Here is a 17,722-nt window from a genome sequence, read left to right on the forward strand (position 1 = left end):
GAAACTCATCTGCCTTTCGCTAGCTACGGCTCAAATACGCCTTCCCATAATGCCGCTCCATCCGCGCCTGAATCAGCTCCAGCCCAATCGACATCACCCAATAAATCACCGCCGCCGTCGTCAGCATCTCGATGTAGCGATAGCTCGACCGTCCATACGATTGCGCCAGAAACATCACCTCCCAAACCCCCATCACCGAGATCAGCGACGAGTCTTTGAGCATCGAGATGAATTGGTTGGTGGTTGGCGGGATGATGGTGCGCATGGCCTGGGGCAGGGTGACGCGCCAGAAGATCACGGTTTCGCGCATGCCGAGGGCCAGGGATGCTTCGCGTTGGCCGTGAGGGACGCCGAGGATGCCGGCGCGGAAGATTTCGCTGAGGTACGCGCCGTAGTTGAGCGACAGGGCGATGATGCCGGCGGCGATGGCGCCCGGGACGATGCCGAGTTGTGGCAGGCCGAGGTAGATCAGCAGGATCTGGATCAGTAGCGGTGTGCCACGAAAGAACGAGGCATAGAAGCTCGCAATCCCGAAGGCCACGGCGCTTTTCGACAGCCGCGCCAGGGCGGTGATGAAGCCCAGCAGCGAGGAGGTCACGATCGAACACAGGCACAGAAACAGCGTCAGCGCCGCGCCTTGCAAGAAGCCGTTGGGCGCCAGGTGCAGACCGATCAGGTTCGGCAGTTTGTCGAGAATGATCGAGAACTTCAGGTCGAAGCTCAGGAAGAAGCTGGCGAACAACCCGAGCATCGCTGCCCAGGTCAGGTACAGCCGTGTGCGGAAACCGAAGATCCGTTGCAACAGCGACTCAGCCACCGGTTGTGGCGGCTGAGGAGGTTTGGGGAAAGAAGTCATTTGCTGATGTCGGCGCCGATCCATTTCTGCGACAGCTTGCTCAACGTACCGTCCTGTTTCAGCTGAGCGAAGACGTCACGCACTTTGGCGTCCCACTGGGCGTCGCCTTTTTCAATGGCCACCGAGTTCGGCTCCGAGTACAGCGGCTCGCCGGCGAGCTTGAAGCGCTTGTCTTCGGTCAGGCGCGGTTGGGCGGTGACAAGGTTGGTGAGGATCGCATCCAGTCGAACGCCGGCACCCAGGCCGAGGTCCTGGAACGCCACGTTGTCAGTGTCATACGGCGCGATCTGCACGTCCTCGAACGGGTACTGCAATTGAGTGTCTTCGGCGCCTTCGATCACCAGGTTCTTGTTCAGGTAGCTTTCGTAGCTGGAAGCACTGGTGAGGCCGACTTTCTTGCCGCTCAGGTCTTTGGCACTGTGGATGCTGTCGTCCTTGGCGTTGACCACGATCACCGCTGGCGAGGCGTAGTACTCGACCGGGAAGTCGAAGACCTCGGCGCGGGCCTTGCTCGGGGTCATGGAGCAGATGCAGATGTCGTAGCGCCCACTCCAGCGGCCGGCGGCGATCACGTCCCAGGACGGGGTTTCCAGGCGCAGTTTGACGCCCAGTTTGTCTGCCACGGCCTTGGCCACGTCGACGTCGAAGCCATCGAGTTGGTTCTGGTCATTGAGGAACGAGAAGGGTGGATAGCTTTCCATCAACACGCCGACCAGTTCTTTCTTTTTTTCGACGCGATCCAGCGTGGCCCCGCCAAAGGCTTGGGTGGAGGCAGCCAGAATCGTCAGGCCCAGGGCCAGGAGTGGTTGGAATTTCACAGTCGATCCCTGATAAAAAAGAGGTTGTTATTAACCGGATGGTGCGTATTAAATAGTTATAAGAACGACTCCGATAGTGAGTTATTTTCATAAGCTTATGAGTGAAAAGCATATGGGCGCAGCAAGCACAGTAATTCTGGATGGCGGCATGGGTCGTGAGTTGCAACGCCGAGGCGCACCGTTCAGACAGCCCGAGTGGTCGGCGCTGGCCTTGAGCGAAGCGCCGCAAGCGGTAGAGGCGGTGCACACGGCTTATATCGAAAGCGGTGCGAACGTGATCACCAGCAACAGTTACGCGGTGGTGCCGTTTCACATTGGCGAAGAGCGTTTTGCAGCAGAAGGGCAGGCGCTCGCGGCGTTGGCCGGTGAGCTGGCTCGGCGCGCGGTAGAGGCTTCGGGCAAAGCGGTGCGTGTGGCCGGTTCATTGCCGCCGCTGTTTGGGTCCTATCGTCCGGACCTTTTCGACGCTGCTCGGGCGGCCGAATTATTGGCGCCGCTGGTGAAGGGGCTGGCACCTCATGTCGATCTGTGGCTGGCAGAAACCCAGAGTTCGATCGCTGAAGCGCGAGCGATCCATGCCGGTCTGCCAACAGACGGCAAGCCGTTCTGGCTGTCGTTTACCCTGAAGGATGAGGACACGGACGAAGTGCCGCGCTTGCGTTCGGGTGAGCCTGTGGCCGACGCCGCAGCAGTGGCGGCTGAGCTGGGCGTCGAGACGTTGCTGTTCAACTGCAGCCAGCCGGAAGTGATCGGTGCTGCGATTGATGCGGCGCGGGAAACCTTCGAGCGTTTGGGGGTGAAGATTCACATTGGCGCGTACGCCAATGCCTTCCCGCCGCAACCGAAAGAGGCCACGGCCAACGACGGTCTGGACCCGTTGCGTGAAGACCTTGATCCGCCGGGTTATTTGCAGTGGGCGGCGGATTGGAAAGAACGCGGCGCCAGTCATTTGGGTGGTTGCTGCGGGATTGGGCCTGAGCATATTGCTGTGCTCGCCCAAAAGTTGGCGTGAAGCCATTCGCGAGCAAGCCCGCTCCCACAGGGTTTTGGATTGACCACAAAATTGTGATCCGCCCCCAATCCAGTGTGGGAGCGGGCTTGCTCCGGGCGGCGTTCCGACGAAGGCGTCCGTTCAGGCGCTGAAGATCACCCGCGGCACTCCGCCAGGGTTTTCACCTGCCCCGAATCCGTCTGGTTCTCATCGGACAGCCAGCGCTCAAACCCCGCCCCGATCGCTGGCCATTCCGAGTCCAGAATCGAATACCACGCCGTATCCCGGTTCTGACCCTTGACCACCATGTGCTGGCGAAACACGCCCTCAAAACTGAACCCCAGCCGTTCGGCCGCGTATTTGGAGCGGGCATTGCCGTTGTTGCACTTCCACTCCAGACGGCGATAACCCAGCGCAAAGGATTCCTTGGCCAGTAAAAAAACCGCCTCGGTGCTTTTCGGCGAGCGCTGCATTGGCGCGCCAAACGTGACATGGCCGATCTCGATCCGACCTTGTGAAGGAACAATCGACATCAAACTGAGGATGCCCTGCACATCGCCGCTGGCACGGTCGATCACGCTGAAGAAATACGGGTCGCTATTGGCCGCATGATTGTTCAGCCAATCGTTGAACGCGCTGCGCTCCGGGAAAGGACCGTATGGCAAATAATCCCAGAGTTTCGGGTCGGCACCCGGGCCTTGCAGGGCTTTCCACAAACCGTCGGCGTGACGCGCCGGGTCGAGTTTTTCCAGGCGGATGAAACGCCCTTCGATGGTTTGAACCGACGGTGCCGGAACGCCTTTCCAGTCGGCGAGTGAAGTCGACATGCTGCTCTCCTTGAACCTTAAATGGCTTTGCGAAACTGGATGAAACCGGGGCGTTCGGCGATGCGCTCATAGAGCTGAATCGCCGTGGCATTGGTTTCGTGGGTCAGCCAGTGGACCTTGCAGCAACCGTCCTCTTTGGCTGTCGCGTAAACAAATTCGATCAACTGCCGGCCGACGCCAGTGCCGCGGGTTTCAGGCGTTACCAACAGGTCTTGCAGATAGCAGGAGTTTTCGATGCTCCAGTTCGAACGATGGTAGATGAAATGCACCATGCCCACCGCTTTGCCATCGGCCCAGGCCAGCGCGGCATGGGTCGGCTCGCTCGGATCGAGCATACGTTGCCAAGTGCTTTGGGTGACGGCCTCAGGCAGTTCGGTGTTGTAGAAACGCAGGTACGCTTGCCACAAGGGTAACCAGGCGGCGTGATCGTCGGCGGAGACCTGGCGGATGTCGATCTGACTCATGTTCGTTCCTTAACGCATCAAGTGGGCGAGGGCCTGGTCGTGCACATCAGGGCTGGCGGCAAGCCCCTCGCGCACACTGGTGATGTCTGCAGCGTTGCGGTTCTGGCTGAGCTTGCGCTTGCCTTCCAGGCGCTGAATCGGCAAAGCAAAACCGACGATGGCCTTGAGCATCCCGTCAATGTAGTCGGCGGGTGCATCGGCGACTTTCCATGGACTGGCGCGACCCGCTTCATGACGATCAGTCAGCGCGCTGACCAGCGTGCGCAGGCGATCGGCGTCGGTGAATACTTCGGCCGTGCCGTACGCATGCACGGCGACGTAGTTCCAGGTTGGCACCACTTTGCCGTGCTCGGCTTTGCTCGGGTAAAACCCCGGGCTGACATAAGCATCGGCACCGGCAAAAACCACCAGGGCTTCGGCGCCGTTCTGCAGTTCCTTCCATTGCGGATTGGCCTTGGCGAAGTGTCCGTAAAGGGTGCCATTCGGTCCCTGGTCCGAACTCAACAGCAGCGGCAAATGGCTGGCTTGCAGACCTTGTTCCCCGTGTGTGACCAACACAGCGAGGCGGGTGCCGAGTATCTGCTGGTGCAGTTCATGCAAATCATCTATGGCAAAGCTGTTTGGCGTGTACATGGAGATTTTCCTTGGCGAATGCCTGCATCCTAGGCAGGCTATTGGTCTGTTGTAAGAGCCATTAACGACCAATTTCATAGGTCCATTACGATGACCAGCGAGCCACTGTCCTTGTCATTCAACCCGGCGGGTATCGAACTCGATCGCCGTCAGGGTTTGAGTCGTCAGCTCTATCAAGCCTTGCGGGTGCGAGTGCTCGACGGTCGTCTGGCAAGTGGGACGCGATTGCCGGCCAGTCGCGATCTGGCGGCGGCGTTGTCGATTTCCCGAAACAGCGTGGTCCGGGCCTACGATCAGCTCTACGCCGAGGGCTTTATTGAAGGGCGTGTGGGTGACGGGACGTATGTCGCGCAATTGCCTCAATCAGTGTTGCCGGTGAAAAAACTATCCACAAAAGTATCCACAGGGTTGTCAACAGGGTTACCCACAGCCTTATCCACAAATTGGCTGGATTTACCTGTGGTTTCATCCAGCAAAGTTATCCACAACGGCGCATTGGGGCGGGTTGAAAGGAACCATTTGGCCCTGCCTCCCGCCGGTCCACCCCGCGCATTTCGCGTGGGTGTTCCAGCTTTCGACCTGTTCCCTTTCGAGGTCTGGGCCAAGCTGAATGCGGCTTTCTGGCGTAAACCGGATCTCCAGCAACTGTGTTACGGCGATCCTGCGGGCGATGCGCGCTTGCGCGGCCTGATTGCCGCGTATTTGCGCAGCTCCCGGGGGATGCAGTGCACGGCTGAGCAAATAGTGATCACCAGTGGCGCACAGCAGGGGATTAGCCTTTGTGCACAGCTGCTGGTAGAGCCGGGCGATGGCGTGGCGATCGAGAATCCGGGGTATCGGGCGGCGGGTCATGCGTTCGCCGTGGCCGGTGCGCGATTGCATGGGGTGGCGGTGGACAGCGACGGTATCGACTGCACCGAATTGAACGGGCTCAACGATTGTCGATTGGCCTATGTCACGCCGTCGCATCAATACCCGACCGGGGTGGTGATGAGTCTGGCGCGGCGGCTGGAGTTGTTGGCCTGGGCCGAGCGAACCGAGGGTTGGATCGTCGAGGATGATTACGATGGCGAATATCGTTACAGCGGCGCGCCACTGGCACCGCTGGCTGCGCTTGATCGTCACGGGCGGGTGCTCTACGTCGGCACGTTCGGCAAAGTGGCTTTCCCGGCATTGCGCCTGGGCTATCTGGTGCTGCCACCGGCATTGGTGGACGCTTTCGCCCAGCGTCGCGCGGTCGATGTGCGCCACTCCGAGGTGAGCACCCAGGCCGTCATGGCCGAGTTCATGGCGGCCGGGCATTTCCAGCGGCACATCCGCCGCATGCGCCGCGCCGCGTTGAGTCGTCGCAATACGCTTCTGGCCAACTGGCCTTCGGATATCCCAGGGGTGGGCAGCCTGCCGAGTGTGGCGGCAGGGCTGCACCTGACGGTGGCGGTCGACACTCAGGCCCGCGAACGCGAACTGATTGAAGCCGCCGCCAGCGTCGATGTCGAGATCAACGGCCTGAGCAGTTACTGGCTACCGGATTCGACAAACACTGTGGATGAACGCGCCGGGCTGGTGCTGGGCTTTGCGGCGGTGCCCGAGGCGGCGATCAGCGCAGCGCTCGGGCGATTGCAAAAGGCCTGGCGGCCCTGAGATCGAGGACTTCCGTCAGGTACCGGACTTGATCTTGGTCCAGGCCCGGGTCCGTGCCCGTTCGGCGTCGCGGGGCAGCGGTTGCAGGGTGTAAAGCGTGCTCATCGCCGTTTCGGTCGGGTACAGATTCGGGTTGTTGCGGATCGCCGGGTCGACCAATTCTGTGGCGTCCTTGTTCGGGTTCGGGTAGCCGACGAAGTCGCTGACCGGTGCTATCACCTGCGGCTGCAACAAGTAGTTGATGAAGGTGTAGGCGTCTTCCGGGTTCTTCGCGCCTTTGGGGATCGAGAGCATGTCGAACCAGATCGGCGCGCCTTCTTTCGGCAGGCGCATGTCGACGATCACGCCGTTCTTGGCTTCCTTGGCGCGGTTCGCTGCCTGGGAGAAGCTGCCGGAGTAACCGACCGCGACGCAGATGTCTCCGTTGGCGATGTCGGCCATGTACTTCGAAGAATGGAAGTAGGTGACGTACGGACGGATCTTCATCAACAGCGCTTCAGCCTTTTCGTAGTCCGCCGGTTTCTTGCTGTTGGGGTCCAGACCCAGGTGTTGCAGGGCCAGCGGAAGGATCTCCGACGGCGAGTCGAGTAGCGCGACACCGCACTGCTTGAGCTTGCTGATGTTATCTTCCTTGAAAATCAGGTCCCAGCTGTCCACCGGTGCATTGTCACCCAGTGCAGCCTTGATCTTGGCCGGGTTGAAGCCGATCAGGATGGTCCCGTACATGTACGGCACGGCAAATTTGTTGCCCGGATCGTTGGCTTCGATCAGCTTCATCAGCTTGGGATCGAGGTGGTTCCAGTTCGGCAGTTTGCTGCGGTCCAGCGGCTGGAAAACGCCGGCCTCGATCTGCTTGGCAAGGAATACGTTGGACGGCACGACCACGTCATAACCGGAGTTGCCGGTCAGCAACTTGGCCTCCAGCGCTTCGTTGGTGTCGAAGATGTCGTAGACCAGTTTGGTCTGGGTGTTCTGAGCCTTGAAGTCTTCCAGCGCTTTGGGGGTGATGTAGTCGAACCAGTTGTAGACGCGCAACGTTCGCTCTTCGGCGTGGACAGCAGCACTGAGCACCGTGGCGCACAGGGCTGGAGCGATAAAACGCTTGAGACTTTTCATTGTTCTAATTTCCTCATTGGGCGCTTTCAAAACCTTCGAGAACGTTCACGGCATTGATGCCGATTTCTTCTACCGCGTAGCCGCCTTCCATCACGAACAGCGTCGGCTTGCCGAGGCCCGCGATGCGTGCGCCCATGGCCAAGTAATCCGGGCTGTCGAGCTTGAACTGGGAGATCGGATCGTCCTTGAACGTATCGACGCCCAGGGATACGACGACGATATCGGCGCCGTACTTTTCGATCTCTTTACAGGCTTGTTCCAGCGCGGCGCTCCAGCTGTCCCAGCCGCTACCGGCCGGCAAAGGGTAGTTGAAGTTGAAGCCTTCGCCGGCCCCTTCACCCAGCTCATCTTCATAGCCGAGGAAGAACGGGAACTCGGCTTCCGGATGACCATGGATCGAGGTGAACAGCACGTCGCTGCGCTCATAGAAAATCGATTGAGTGCCGTTGCCGTGGTGGTAGTCGACGTCGAGGATCGCGACTTTTTTGTGGCCCTGATCGAGGAACGCCTGCGCAGCGATGGCGGCGTTGTTGAGGTAGCAATAACCGCCCATCAAATCACTGGCGGCGTGGTGTCCTGGTGGACGGCATAAAGCGAAGGCACTGTGGGCGCCGCGTTGAATGACGGCTTGCGCGGTCAACGCGACTTGCGCCGCGCTGTACGCTGCTTGCCAGGTGCCGGCGGTAATCGGTGCGCCACCGTCGAAGCTGTAATAGCCGAGCTGGCCGTGCAGGCTGGTGGGGATGATCCGGCGCAGGGTGCGGGCCGGCCAGGTGTAGGGCAGCAAGTCGCCGTCGGTACCGAATTCGGTCCAGCGTGCCCAGGCACCTTTGAAGAAGTCGAGATAATCGCGGCTGTGAATGCGCGCGATCGGGTCGAGGCCGAAATCCTGCGGCGCTTCGACCGGACCGAGGTCGCGGTACTGCACGCGCTGCAGAACATGGTCGGCCCGCGAGGGCATTTCGAAGCAGGGCATCAGTTGCCCGTCCATCAATTCACAACGGCCGTGGTGCAGGTGGTGATCGTCCGAGTAGATCGTCAGCATTTCTTGTTCTCCGCAGGCTGATTCGGTTGAACACAGTCTTGCGGTGCGCGGCGTTTGAGAGAACGGCAGGAAAGGCCAAAAGGGGATCGATATGGCCAAAAGAATTGACCGGAATTCGCCCCTTGTTGGCGCGACATGCCCCACCTCAGAGCAGGCTCGCTCCCACAGGGGCTATCCGTATGGCCTGAATTGACTCGGCGCCACACCGCTCCAGCGCACAAACGCATGACGGAAACTCGCGGTCTCGCTGAAACCTAGCGCTTCTGCAATCCGATAGATCGGCAGTTGGTCCTCACAGAGCATTTGCTTGGCCTGTTCGAACCGCAGCTCATCAAGCAATTCCTGATAGCTGCAGCCCAGATCCTTCAGGTGCCGACGCAAGGTGCGCGCCGAGCAATTCATCTGTTCGGCCAAACCTTCGAGGCCGGGCGCCGCATTCAACTGCGCGCTGAGTAGCTGGCGGATTCGTCCCAGCCACACCTGGCGACCCGTGAACTCGGTGTTCTGTTTGCGGCACCGTTCGGCCATGGCTTGATGGGTGATGGCGTCGGCCAGAGGCAGGGGGTGCTCCAGCCAGGCTTTGTCGAAGGCAAAGGCGTTGGACGCAGCGTCGAACTGCAAGGGGCAATCGAAACGTTCGGTGTAGCGTGCCTGATAGTCCGGTGCCGGGTATTCGAAGCGGGCGCCAAGCAGCGGCAACGGTTGGCCGAGCAGGTCTTCGCAAGTGACCTTCATCGAAACCAGGCAAAACTCGACATTGAATGGCGCCAGCGCAGGGTTTTCCCGATAGTCGCCAGCGGTGAGCCAGATGCGCTCGTTATCCTCTTCCAGGCTCAACTCGAACAGTGTTCCTAATAGCGCCGGATAGTGCAGTGCCAGCCGCAAGGCGTCACCTAAAGTGGCGCTGGTGAGTAAGGCGTACCCGAGCATGCCGTAGGACGAAACATGCATTCGCCGGCCCAGTTCCAGGCCGATGTCACGCTTGAGCGCGACGGCGTTGGCGCAGACCTGCATCTCCTGATTGGTGGTGATGCGCGTGTCCGCCCGGCTCAGATCCGCCGCGCTGATGCCGCTTCCAGCCAGCAAGGCTTCGCTGGGCAGTCCCTGGTCCTTGAAAGCGCTGAGCACCAAAGAGACGGCGTTGAGGGTGGTGAGGTGGGAGTGGAGCATGGGGTGTTCCAGCCTTGGGATGCTGGAACGGCAGCAAGTTACATGCCTGATGGAGATCCTGTGGGAGCGAGCCGGCTCCGGGCGGCGCTCCGACGATGGCGGTGTGTCAGTCAGCATCATTGTTGGATGGACGACCGCTATCGTCGGAGCGCCGCCCGGAGCCGGCTCGCTCCCACAGGGTTTTGCAGGGTGTCAGATGAGTTCGCCGCAGAGGTCGAGTTCTACAAGGCGTCGTACTTCAGCGGTGTCGAGCCCGGCACCCAGTAAGCCATGCAACTTGCCGAACGCCGCTTCCCGCGTCATCCCGCCACCGGACAGCACGCCCACGCCGCGCAACCGACTGCCAGCCTCATAGACGTCCAGCTCGACGCCACCTTCATGGCATTGCGTAACCGCGACTACCACAACACCCTTGTCCCGCGCCCGTTCCAGGCTGGCGAGGAACTCTGGATTGTCGCTCGGTCCGGTGCCGCTGCCGTAGCACTCCAGCACCAGGCCCTGAATGCCGCTGTCGAGCAGGCCGTCGAGTATCTCGGCGCCGATACCGGGGAACAGAGGCAGCACAGCGACTTTCGCCTGTTGCTTGGGCTGGTTGTAGGTCAGCGGCACCGGTATTGAAGACGCCTTCGCACCGCCACCCTGACGCTCAAGACGCTTGAATGGATGACGACCGAAACTGCGCACCTTCGCGCAACGGGTCGGGTCCAGTAGTTCGCCGTGGAAGTACAGATGAACGCCCGGGGCAAGGCCGTGACCCAAAGCAACCAGCGCGCCACTGAGGTTTTCCCAGGCATCGCTGTCGGTCACGCCGGCCGGCAGCATGGAACCGGTGAACACCACGCGGGCATGCAGGCCGAGCAGCTGAAAACTCATGGCCGCAGCGCTGTAGGCGAGGGTATCGGTGCCATGCAGGATCAGGACGCTGTCGCAGCCCTGGACATCGACGGCGTCGACCACCGCTTCACGCAGTTGCTGCCAGTAAGCCGGGCTCATGTTGGCGCTGTCGATCAGCGGCGACATCTCGCGAAAGCGCCACTGCGGTACGACAAGGTCAGGCTGGCTGTGCAGATACTCGCGCATCCGGGCTTCGAAACCGGACGCCGGGGCCAGGCCATGAGCGCTGGCTTGCATACCGATGGTGCCACCGGTGTAGAGCACCATGACGTGCTGGGCGGCAGGGAAGGTCGAGGAATTCATGGGGGGTCTCCGAGAACGATGACATTCCTAATGTGGGAGCGGGCTTGCTCGCGAAAGCGGTGTATCAGCCAACATCAATGTCGCCTGACACTCCCTCTTCGCGAGCAAGCCCGCTCCCACAGGGGATTGCGCACTTTAACCGATCAGCGTTGCGCTGCGGGTACGCCTTGCGGCTCGGCTTCAGCCTTGGTGGCCGCTGGTGGATTGGCTGGCCAGGCTTTCAGGTCCAGGTCCAGATCCGGGAATTTGCTCGAATCGAACACGGGCGTCTTGATGCCGGCCGCGCGCTGGTCATCGTAGTCACGCAGGATGCGCATGCCGACTTTGAACAGCAGGAACAGCGCGATCAGGTTCACAAACGCCAGCATCGTCATGGTGATGTCGGCGAAGGCGAACACCGTGCCGAGGTTTTCGATAGCGCCCCAGAAGATCAACACCAGTACCAGCGCGCGGTAGCCGATCAGCGCCTTGCGGTTTTCACCGATCAGGAAACGCAGGTTGCTCTCGCCCAGGTAGTAGTTGTAGAGGATCGAAGTGAACACGAACAACGACAGGGCTACGGAGATGAAACTCCGGCCCCAGTCACCGACTACGGCAGCCAGGGAGTTCTGGGTCAGGGCAATGCCGTCGCCTTCGAAGCCTGGGGTGTAGAAGCCCGAGAGCAGGATCAGCAACGCGGTGCAGGTGCAGATCACAAAGGTGTCGAGGAACACGCTGAACGCCTGAACCACGCCTTGTGCCACCGGGTGCTCGACCGACGCGACTGCGGCCACGTTTGGCGCACTGCCCAGGCCTGCTTCGTTGGCGAACACGCCGCGCTTCACGCCCATGACGATGGCGCTGCCGATCAGGCCGCCGAAGGCCTGGTCGAGACCGAAGGCGCTTTTGACGATGGTCATCAACATGCCCGGCACGTGGTCGAATTGCAGCACGATCACGTAGAGGGTCACGCCGATGTACACCAGGGTTTTCACCGGCACCAGCAGGTCAGCGACCTTGGCGATGCGCTTGATCCCACCGATGAACACCAGACCCAGCAACACTGCCAGCGCCAGGCCGGTGTAAGTGGTGTCGAGGCCGAAAGCGTTGTTCAGCGAGTGGGTCACGGCGTGGGATTGCAGGCCGTTGAAGGCGAAGCCGAAGGTGATCAGCAGCAGGAACGCCATGATCATGCCCAGCCAGCGTTTCTGCAGGCCGTGTTGGATGTAGTAGGACGGGCCGCCACGGTATGTGCCGTCGGAGTCGCAACGCTTGTAGAGCTGGCCGAGGGAGCATTCGAAGAAGCTGCTGGACATGCCGACCAGCGCGGTCACCCACATCCAGAACACCGCACCCGGACCACCCAGGGTCACGGCGATACCGACACCGGCGATGTTACCCGCACCGACGCGGCCGGCGAGGCTGAGCATCAAGGCCTGGAACGAACTGAGTTGGCCGGCGCTGCTTTTCAGGCTGTCGCGGAACACCGCGAACATGTGGAAGAAGTGACGCAATTGAACGAAACGCGAGCGGATCGTGAAGTAGCTACCGAGCCCGACAATGAGCACGATCAGTACTTTCCCTGAGAGGAAGTCGTTAATGACTTCGAGCATGGATTATTCCTCGCTGTTTTTTGTGTAGGCAAATGTTTGGCGGTCAGAAACATCGCGTTACACCGGATTGCGCGCGGCAAAACAGGTGAGGCGAAGGTTCGTCCCGATTTCATATTGCGGGTTTGTTATTAGTTCGGGTTTCGCATGGGTTTGGGCCTGGTTACCGACGACCGCTCACACGAAGAGGGGCGGCACTATACCGATGAGCGTGCCGTCCGTCTGCACGGTTGTGGTGCAAGCGATAAATCGAAGCCTTTGAAACACCTGACATTTTCGGTGTCAGGTTTATGCGGGAGCTGCTTTTCTGTGGGAGCGGGCTTGCTCGCGAAGGCGGTGTATCAGTCAAAGAGTTGCCGGATGTGCCGCCGTCTTCGCGAGCAAGCCCGCTCCCACATTTCTCATCTCCCACAGGTTCTGCGTTGCTGCCAAATAGTTAAAAAAAAGGGCTTGGGGAATAAATCCCCAAGCCCTCAAAAGGTGAGAGGTGTCTAGTCCCTCGACCTGGTGAGCGGTGCCACAAGTAACGCGTCGGATCAGGCTTTAAGCGGAACCAGACGCGGAGCAATCATGTTTTCCGGGCGCAGGATGTCGGCGAGCATTTCGTCGTCGAGCAAGCCTTCTTCGCGCACCAGTTCCAGCACGCCGCGGCCGCTTTCGAGGGCGATACGGGCGATACGGGTGGCGTTTTCATAGCCGATGTACGGGTTCAGCGCGGTGACCAGGCCGATCGAGTGTTCGACCAGTTCGCGGCAACGCTCTTCGTTGGCGGTGATGCCGACGATGCAGTGCTCGCGCAGCATGTCCATGGCGCGTTGCAGCAGGCGGATCGAGTCGAAGATCTTGAACGCGATCAGCGGCTCCATCACGTTCAGTTGCAGTTGGCCGCCTTCGGCTGCGATGGTCAGCGCCAGGTCGTTGCCGATGATCTGGAACGCCACCTGGTTAACCGCTTCCGGGATAACCGGGTTGACCTTGCCGGGCATGATCGAGCTGCCTGGCTGACGCGCTGGCAGGTTGATTTCGTTGATGCCGGTGCGTGGGCCGCTGGACAGCAGGCGCAGGTCGTTGCAGATCTTCGACAGCTTGACCGCGGTGCGCTTGAGCATGCCGGAGAACAGCACGAAGGCGCCCATGTCGGAGGTGGCTTCGATCAGGTCGGCGGCTGGAACCAGCGGTTGACCGCTGATCAGCGCCAGACGCTGAACGGCCAGAAGCTGGTAACGCGGGTCGGCGTTGATGCCGGTACCGATCGCGGTGCCGCCCAGGTTCACTTCGGTCAGCAGTTCAGGTGCCAGTGTTTTCAGACGTGCCAGGTCTTCGCTCAATGTGGTGGCGAAGGCACGGAATTCTTGACCCAGGGTCATCGGCACGGCGTCTTGCAGCTGGGTACGGCCCATCTTCAGGACGTGGCTGAACTCAACACCCTTGGCGGCGAACGCCTGGATCAGGCTGTCGAGGCTGGCCAGCAGCGCGTCGTGACCCAGCAGCAGACCCAGACGGATCGCGGTCGGGTAGGCGTCGTTAGTCGACTGCGCCATGTTCACGTCGTTGTTCGGGTGCAGGTATTGGTATTCGCCCTTCTGGTGACCCATGGCCTCCAGCGCGATGTTGGCGATGACTTCGTTGGCATTCATGTTGGTTGAAGTGCCAGCGCCGCCTTGAATCATGTCCACCACGAACTCTTCGTGGAAATCGCCGCGGATCAAACGTGCACAGGCTTCGCTGATGGCAGCGTGCTTGGCTTCGCTCAGGTGACCCAGCTCGCGGTTGGCGTCAGCGGCGGCTTGTTTAACCATCGCCAGGCCGACAACCAGCTTCGGATAATGCGAAATCGGAACGCCGGAGAGACGGAAGTTGTTCACCGCTCGCAGGGTCTGGATGCCGTAATACGCTTGAGCAGGTACTTCGAGTACGCCAAGCAGGTCTTTTTCTGTGCGGAAAGATGCAGCGGAGGACATGATAGAAATCATCTCGATATGGACCCGGTCTGTGCCGGAACACTGCAAATGCTAGGCTTGTGGAGAATTTTGGGCCAATGCTGTTAAACACTAGCCTATGCACATTCGGCATAATGCCCGTGTGACGCCGCGTGTGCGGCGAGCGTGTGACCTAAATTGGTGCGTGTCCGGGAGGGCGTGATGAACCTTGAAAGTAAATGGCTGGAGGACTTTAGTGCTCTGGCCGCCACCCGCAGCTTCTCCCAGGCTGCCGAACGACGCTTCGTGACGCAGCCAGCGTTCAGCCGGCGAATCCGCAGCCTCGAAGCCGCGCTCGGCCTGCAACTGGTCAACCGTTCGCGCACGCCGATCGAGCTGACGGCGGCGGGGCAGTTGTTTCTGGTCACCGCGCGGACGGTGGTCGAGCAGCTTGGTGAAGTGTTGCGTCACCTTCATCATCTGGAAGGCGGGCAGGGTGAAGTGATGCAGGTTGCCGCTGCTCACTCCCTGGCGTTGGGGTTCTTCCCGCGCTGGATCGCGCAGTTGCGTAATGAAGGCCTGAACATCGCGACGCGCCTCGTGGCAACCAACGTCGGTGATGCGGTGCATGCCCTGCGCGAAGGCGGTTGCGATCTGATGCTGGCGTTCTACGACCCGGACGCAGCGATGCAGATGGACCCGGAAATCTTCCCGTCGCTGCACCTTGGCGACACTGAAATGCTCCCGGTCTGCGCGGCGGACGCCGAGGGCAAGCCGCTGTTTGACTTGGAGGGTGAAGGTAGTGTGCCGCTGCTGGCCTACAGCGCCGGGGCGTTTCTCGGGCGTTCGGTGAACATGCTGCTGCGCCAGCGTGCGCTGCGGTTCACCACCATTTACGAAACCGCCATGGCCGACAGCCTCAAAAGCATGGCGCTGGAAGGATTGGGCATTGCCTGGGTGCCGCGGCTCAGTGTGCGCGCTGAACTGGCTCGTGGCGAACTGGTGGTTTGCGGCGGCCCGCAATGGCATGTGCCGCTGGAGATTCGCCTGTACCGCTGCGCCTTGGTGCGCAAGGCGAACGTACGGTTGCTGTGGCGCAAACTGGAAGGCGGCGCAGCCCAAGGAGCGACGGGTATTTGAGACCAATGAAGATCCAATGTGGGAGCGGGCTTGCTCGCGAATGCGGTCTGACATCCACTATCTCTGTTGACTGACACTCCGCCTTCGCGAGCAAGCCCGCTCCCACAGGGGCTTGGTGGTGTAATTGATTGACCTTCAAGTCAATAAAACCGGCACTTTGCGCCGAATGACAGATGGTCGCTATGGGGGCTGTTTATCTGCCTCATTGAGGTATACTGCGCGGCCTTCGGCCGGTTCGTCCGGCCATAATTCGTACAATCAAGCCACGCATTTTGCGTGGCTTGTTGTTTTTTGACGCGCCTGCGGGCGCCCAGAGAGAAGAGGCACGACGATGAGTGCACTGGTTGGCGTGATCATGGGCTCCAAGTCCGATTGGTCCACCCTTAGCCACACCGCCGATATGCTGGAAAAGCTCGGCATTCCTTACGAGGTGAAGGTGGTCTCTGCCCACCGCACCCCGGACCTGCTGTTCCAGTACGCCGAAGAGGCTGAGGCGCGTGGCATCGAGGTGATTATCGCCGGTGCCGGCGGCGCGGCTCACTTGCCAGGCATGTGTGCGGCCAAGACCCACCTGCCGGTGCTGGGCGTGCCGGTGCAGTCGTCGATGCTCTCGGGCGTCGATTCGCTGCTGTCTATCGTGCAGATGCCCGCGGGCATTCCGGTCGCCACCCTGGCCATCGGCAAGGCTGGCGCGATCAACGCAGCGCTGCTCTCGGCGAGCATCCTCGGCGCCAAGCGCCCGCAGTTCCACGCGGTGCTGAAAAAATTCCGCGCTGAGCAGACAGACAGCGTCCTGGAAAATCCAGACCCACGCATCGCCTGAGGTTGTTGACGATGAAGATCGGTGTAATCGGTGGCGGCCAGTTGGGTCGCATGTTGGCGCTGGCGGGTACTCCGCTGGGCATGAACTTCGCTTTCCTGGACCCCGCGCCGGATGCTTGCGCAGCCGCGTTGGGCGAACACCTGCGGGCCGATTACGGCGATCAGGATCACCTGCGTCAGCTGGCCGATGAGGTCGATCTGGTGACCTTCGAATTCGAAAGCGTCCCGGCCGAAACCGTGGCCTTCCTGTCGCAATTCGTCCCGGTTTACCCGAGCGCCGAAGCCCTGCGCATCGCCCGTGATCGCTGGTTCGAGAAGAGCATGTTCAAGGACCTGGGGATTCCCACCCCGGCGTTCGCCGACATTCAATCGCAAGCCGATCTGGACGCTGCCGTGGCTTCCATCGGTCTGCCAGCCGTGCTGAAAACCCGCACCCTGGGTTACGACGGCAAGGGCCAGAAGGTCCTGCGCAAGCCTGAAGACGTGGTCGGTACGTTCGCCGAACTGGGCAGCGTGGCCTGCCTGCTGGAAGGTTTCGTGCCGTTCACCGGTGAAGTGTCGTTGATCGCCGTGCGCGCTCGTGATGGCGAAACCAGGTTCTATCCGCTGGTTCACAACACCCACGACAGCGGCATCCTCAAGTTGTCCGTGGCCAGCACCGACCACCCACTGCAAGCCTTGGCGGAAGACTATTCCAGCCGTGTGCTCAAGCAGCTGAATTACGTCGGCGTGATGGCGTTCGAGTTCTTTGAAGTCGACGGTGGCCTCAAGGCCAACGAGATCGCCCCGCGTGTGCATAACTCGGGTCACTGGACCACTGAAGGTGCCGAGTGCAGCCAGTTCGAAAACCACCTGCGGGCCGTTGCCGGTCTGCCGCTGGGTTCGACGGCCAAGGTCGGCGAGAGCGCGATGCTCAACTTCATCGGTAAAGTGCCGGAGACCGAGAAAGTCCTGGCCATTGCCGATTGCCATCTGCATCACTATGGCAAGGCGTTCAAGGTCGGTCGCAAGGTCGGTCACGCCAACCTGCGCTGCGCCGACAAGGCCACGCTGGAGCAGCAGATCCTCAAGGTCGAAGCGCTCATCGCCGAATAGTTTCATGTGGCAGCGGCGGAACCATTCAGGGGCCGCCGTTCTCTCATGGCAGGATGCCAAAGTCTGACTAGGCTTTGGGCATTGCCATTCAATCAGAGGGAAATGCCATGGGAATTATCGGAACCATCTTTATCGGCTTGATCGTCGGCCTGCTGGCTCGGTTCCTGAAACCGGGCGATGACAGCATGGGCTGGATCATGACCATCCTGCTCGGTATCGGCGGTTCGCTGGCGGCTACTTACGGCGGCCAGGCTCTGGGCATCTACCAGGCCGGTCAAGGCGCAGGCTTCATCGGTGCGCTGGTTGGCGCGGTGGTGTTGCTAGTGATCTACGGTTTGATCAAAAAGAACTGATCCAAAGCGACAAAGCCCCCTCTGCGCCGCACGCAGAGAGGGCTAG

At 60.6% G+C, this 17,722-nt stretch carries 17 protein-coding genes; 6 read left to right on the forward strand and 11 right to left on the reverse strand.

Annotation, left to right across the window (positions count from 1 at the left end; all coding sequences use genetic code 11):
- Positions 1–19: 19 nt before the first annotated feature.
- Both ASC74_RS00895 and ASC74_RS00900 read right to left on the reverse strand, forming a co-directional pair.
- The gene (locus ASC74_RS00895) at positions 20–856 is read right to left on the reverse strand and encodes an amino acid ABC transporter permease (RefSeq protein WP_046044976.1); all 837 of its coding nucleotides are present in this window, start codon (positions 854–856) and stop codon (positions 20–22) included.
- A complete protein-coding gene (locus ASC74_RS00900; protein ID WP_033059249.1) occupies positions 853–1,674 on the reverse strand; it encodes an ABC transporter substrate-binding protein in 822 nt (273 codons plus the stop codon). The genes ASC74_RS00895 and ASC74_RS00900 overlap by 4 nt, the downstream gene beginning before the upstream one ends.
- 112 nt (positions 1,675–1,786) lie before the next feature.
- Between ASC74_RS00900 and ASC74_RS00905 the strand changes: the two genes are divergently transcribed.
- Positions 1,787–2,686: a homocysteine S-methyltransferase family protein gene (locus ASC74_RS00905; protein WP_056738584.1), complete on the forward strand. Its 900-nt coding sequence runs from the start codon at positions 1,787–1,789 to the stop codon at positions 2,684–2,686.
- A gap of 134 nt (positions 2,687–2,820) precedes the next feature.
- Here ASC74_RS00905 and ASC74_RS00910 read toward each other — a convergent pair whose 3' ends face one another.
- The 3 genes from ASC74_RS00910 to ASC74_RS00920 are packed head-to-tail and all read right to left on the reverse strand — an operon-like array spanning position 2,821 to position 4,589.
- Positions 2,821–3,492, reverse strand: a complete 672-nt coding sequence (locus tag ASC74_RS00910) for a GNAT family N-acetyltransferase (RefSeq protein ID WP_056738586.1) — start codon at positions 3,490–3,492, stop codon at positions 2,821–2,823.
- Between the two features lie 17 nt (positions 3,493–3,509).
- Positions 3,510–3,956: a GNAT family N-acetyltransferase gene (locus ASC74_RS00915; RefSeq protein ID WP_056738588.1), complete on the reverse strand. Its 447-nt coding sequence runs from the start codon at positions 3,954–3,956 to the stop codon at positions 3,510–3,512.
- A 9-nt stretch (positions 3,957–3,965) separates the two neighbouring features.
- The gene (locus tag ASC74_RS00920; protein WP_056738590.1) at positions 3,966–4,589 is read right to left on the reverse strand and encodes an FMN-binding negative transcriptional regulator; all 624 of its coding nucleotides are present in this window, start codon (positions 4,587–4,589) and stop codon (positions 3,966–3,968) included.
- 90 nt (positions 4,590–4,679) lie between these two features.
- Here ASC74_RS00920 and pdxR point away from each other — a divergent pair, with 90 nt between their 5' ends.
- Complete coding sequence (gene pdxR / locus ASC74_RS00925) at positions 4,680–6,230, forward strand: MocR-like pyridoxine biosynthesis transcription factor PdxR (RefSeq protein WP_056738591.1); 1,551 nt, start codon at positions 4,680–4,682, stop codon at positions 6,228–6,230.
- A gap of 15 nt (positions 6,231–6,245) precedes the next feature.
- On the opposite strand, the gene ASC74_RS00930 is transcribed toward pdxR, so the two are convergent.
- The 6 genes from ASC74_RS00930 to aspA form a co-directional block, all read right to left on the reverse strand.
- Positions 6,246–7,346, reverse strand: a complete 1,101-nt coding sequence (locus ASC74_RS00930) for a polyamine ABC transporter substrate-binding protein (protein ID WP_056738593.1) — start codon at positions 7,344–7,346, stop codon at positions 6,246–6,248.
- 13 nt (positions 7,347–7,359) lie between these two features.
- Positions 7,360–8,391, reverse strand: a complete 1,032-nt coding sequence (locus ASC74_RS00935; protein WP_056738596.1) for a histone deacetylase family protein — start codon at positions 8,389–8,391, stop codon at positions 7,360–7,362.
- Positions 8,392–8,562: 171 nt separating this feature from the next.
- Complete coding sequence (locus ASC74_RS00940; protein ID WP_056738598.1) at positions 8,563–9,561, reverse strand: AraC family transcriptional regulator; 999 nt, start codon at positions 9,559–9,561, stop codon at positions 8,563–8,565.
- A 192-nt stretch (positions 9,562–9,753) separates the two neighbouring features.
- Positions 9,754–10,758: an asparaginase gene (locus ASC74_RS00945; RefSeq protein ID WP_056738600.1), complete on the reverse strand. Its 1,005-nt coding sequence runs from the start codon at positions 10,756–10,758 to the stop codon at positions 9,754–9,756.
- Positions 10,759–10,901: 143 nt separating this feature from the next.
- Complete coding sequence (locus tag ASC74_RS00950; protein WP_056738602.1) at positions 10,902–12,350, reverse strand: alanine/glycine:cation symporter family protein; 1,449 nt, start codon at positions 12,348–12,350, stop codon at positions 10,902–10,904.
- Between the two features lie 533 nt (positions 12,351–12,883).
- Positions 12,884–14,308 (reverse strand): aspartate ammonia-lyase, encoded by a 1,425-nt coding sequence (gene aspA, locus ASC74_RS00955; RefSeq protein WP_046044988.1) that lies wholly within the window; start codon positions 14,306–14,308, stop codon positions 12,884–12,886.
- A gap of 180 nt (positions 14,309–14,488) precedes the next feature.
- On the opposite strand from aspA, the gene ASC74_RS00960 reads away from it, so the two are divergent.
- From ASC74_RS00960 to ASC74_RS00975, 4 genes are all read left to right on the forward strand, one after another.
- Positions 14,489–15,406, forward strand: a complete 918-nt coding sequence (locus tag ASC74_RS00960; RefSeq protein ID WP_056738603.1) for a LysR substrate-binding domain-containing protein — start codon at positions 14,489–14,491, stop codon at positions 15,404–15,406.
- Between the two features lie 331 nt (positions 15,407–15,737).
- Entirely contained in the window at positions 15,738–16,229 is a 492-nt protein-coding gene (purE, locus tag ASC74_RS00965) for a 5-(carboxyamino)imidazole ribonucleotide mutase (RefSeq protein WP_046044990.1), read from the forward strand.
- A gap of 11 nt (positions 16,230–16,240) precedes the next feature.
- Positions 16,241–17,323 (forward strand): 5-(carboxyamino)imidazole ribonucleotide synthase, encoded by a 1,083-nt coding sequence (locus tag ASC74_RS00970; RefSeq protein ID WP_033059270.1) that lies wholly within the window; start codon positions 16,241–16,243, stop codon positions 17,321–17,323.
- Between the two features lie 107 nt (positions 17,324–17,430).
- Complete coding sequence (locus ASC74_RS00975; protein ID WP_008030708.1) at positions 17,431–17,676, forward strand: GlsB/YeaQ/YmgE family stress response membrane protein; 246 nt, start codon at positions 17,431–17,433, stop codon at positions 17,674–17,676.
- Positions 17,677–17,722 lie beyond the last annotated feature (46 nt).

The sequence above is a fragment of the Pseudomonas sp. Root329 genome, assembly GCF_001424925.1.
GTDB lineage: Bacteria > Pseudomonadota > Gammaproteobacteria > Pseudomonadales > Pseudomonadaceae > Aquipseudomonas > Aquipseudomonas arabinosi.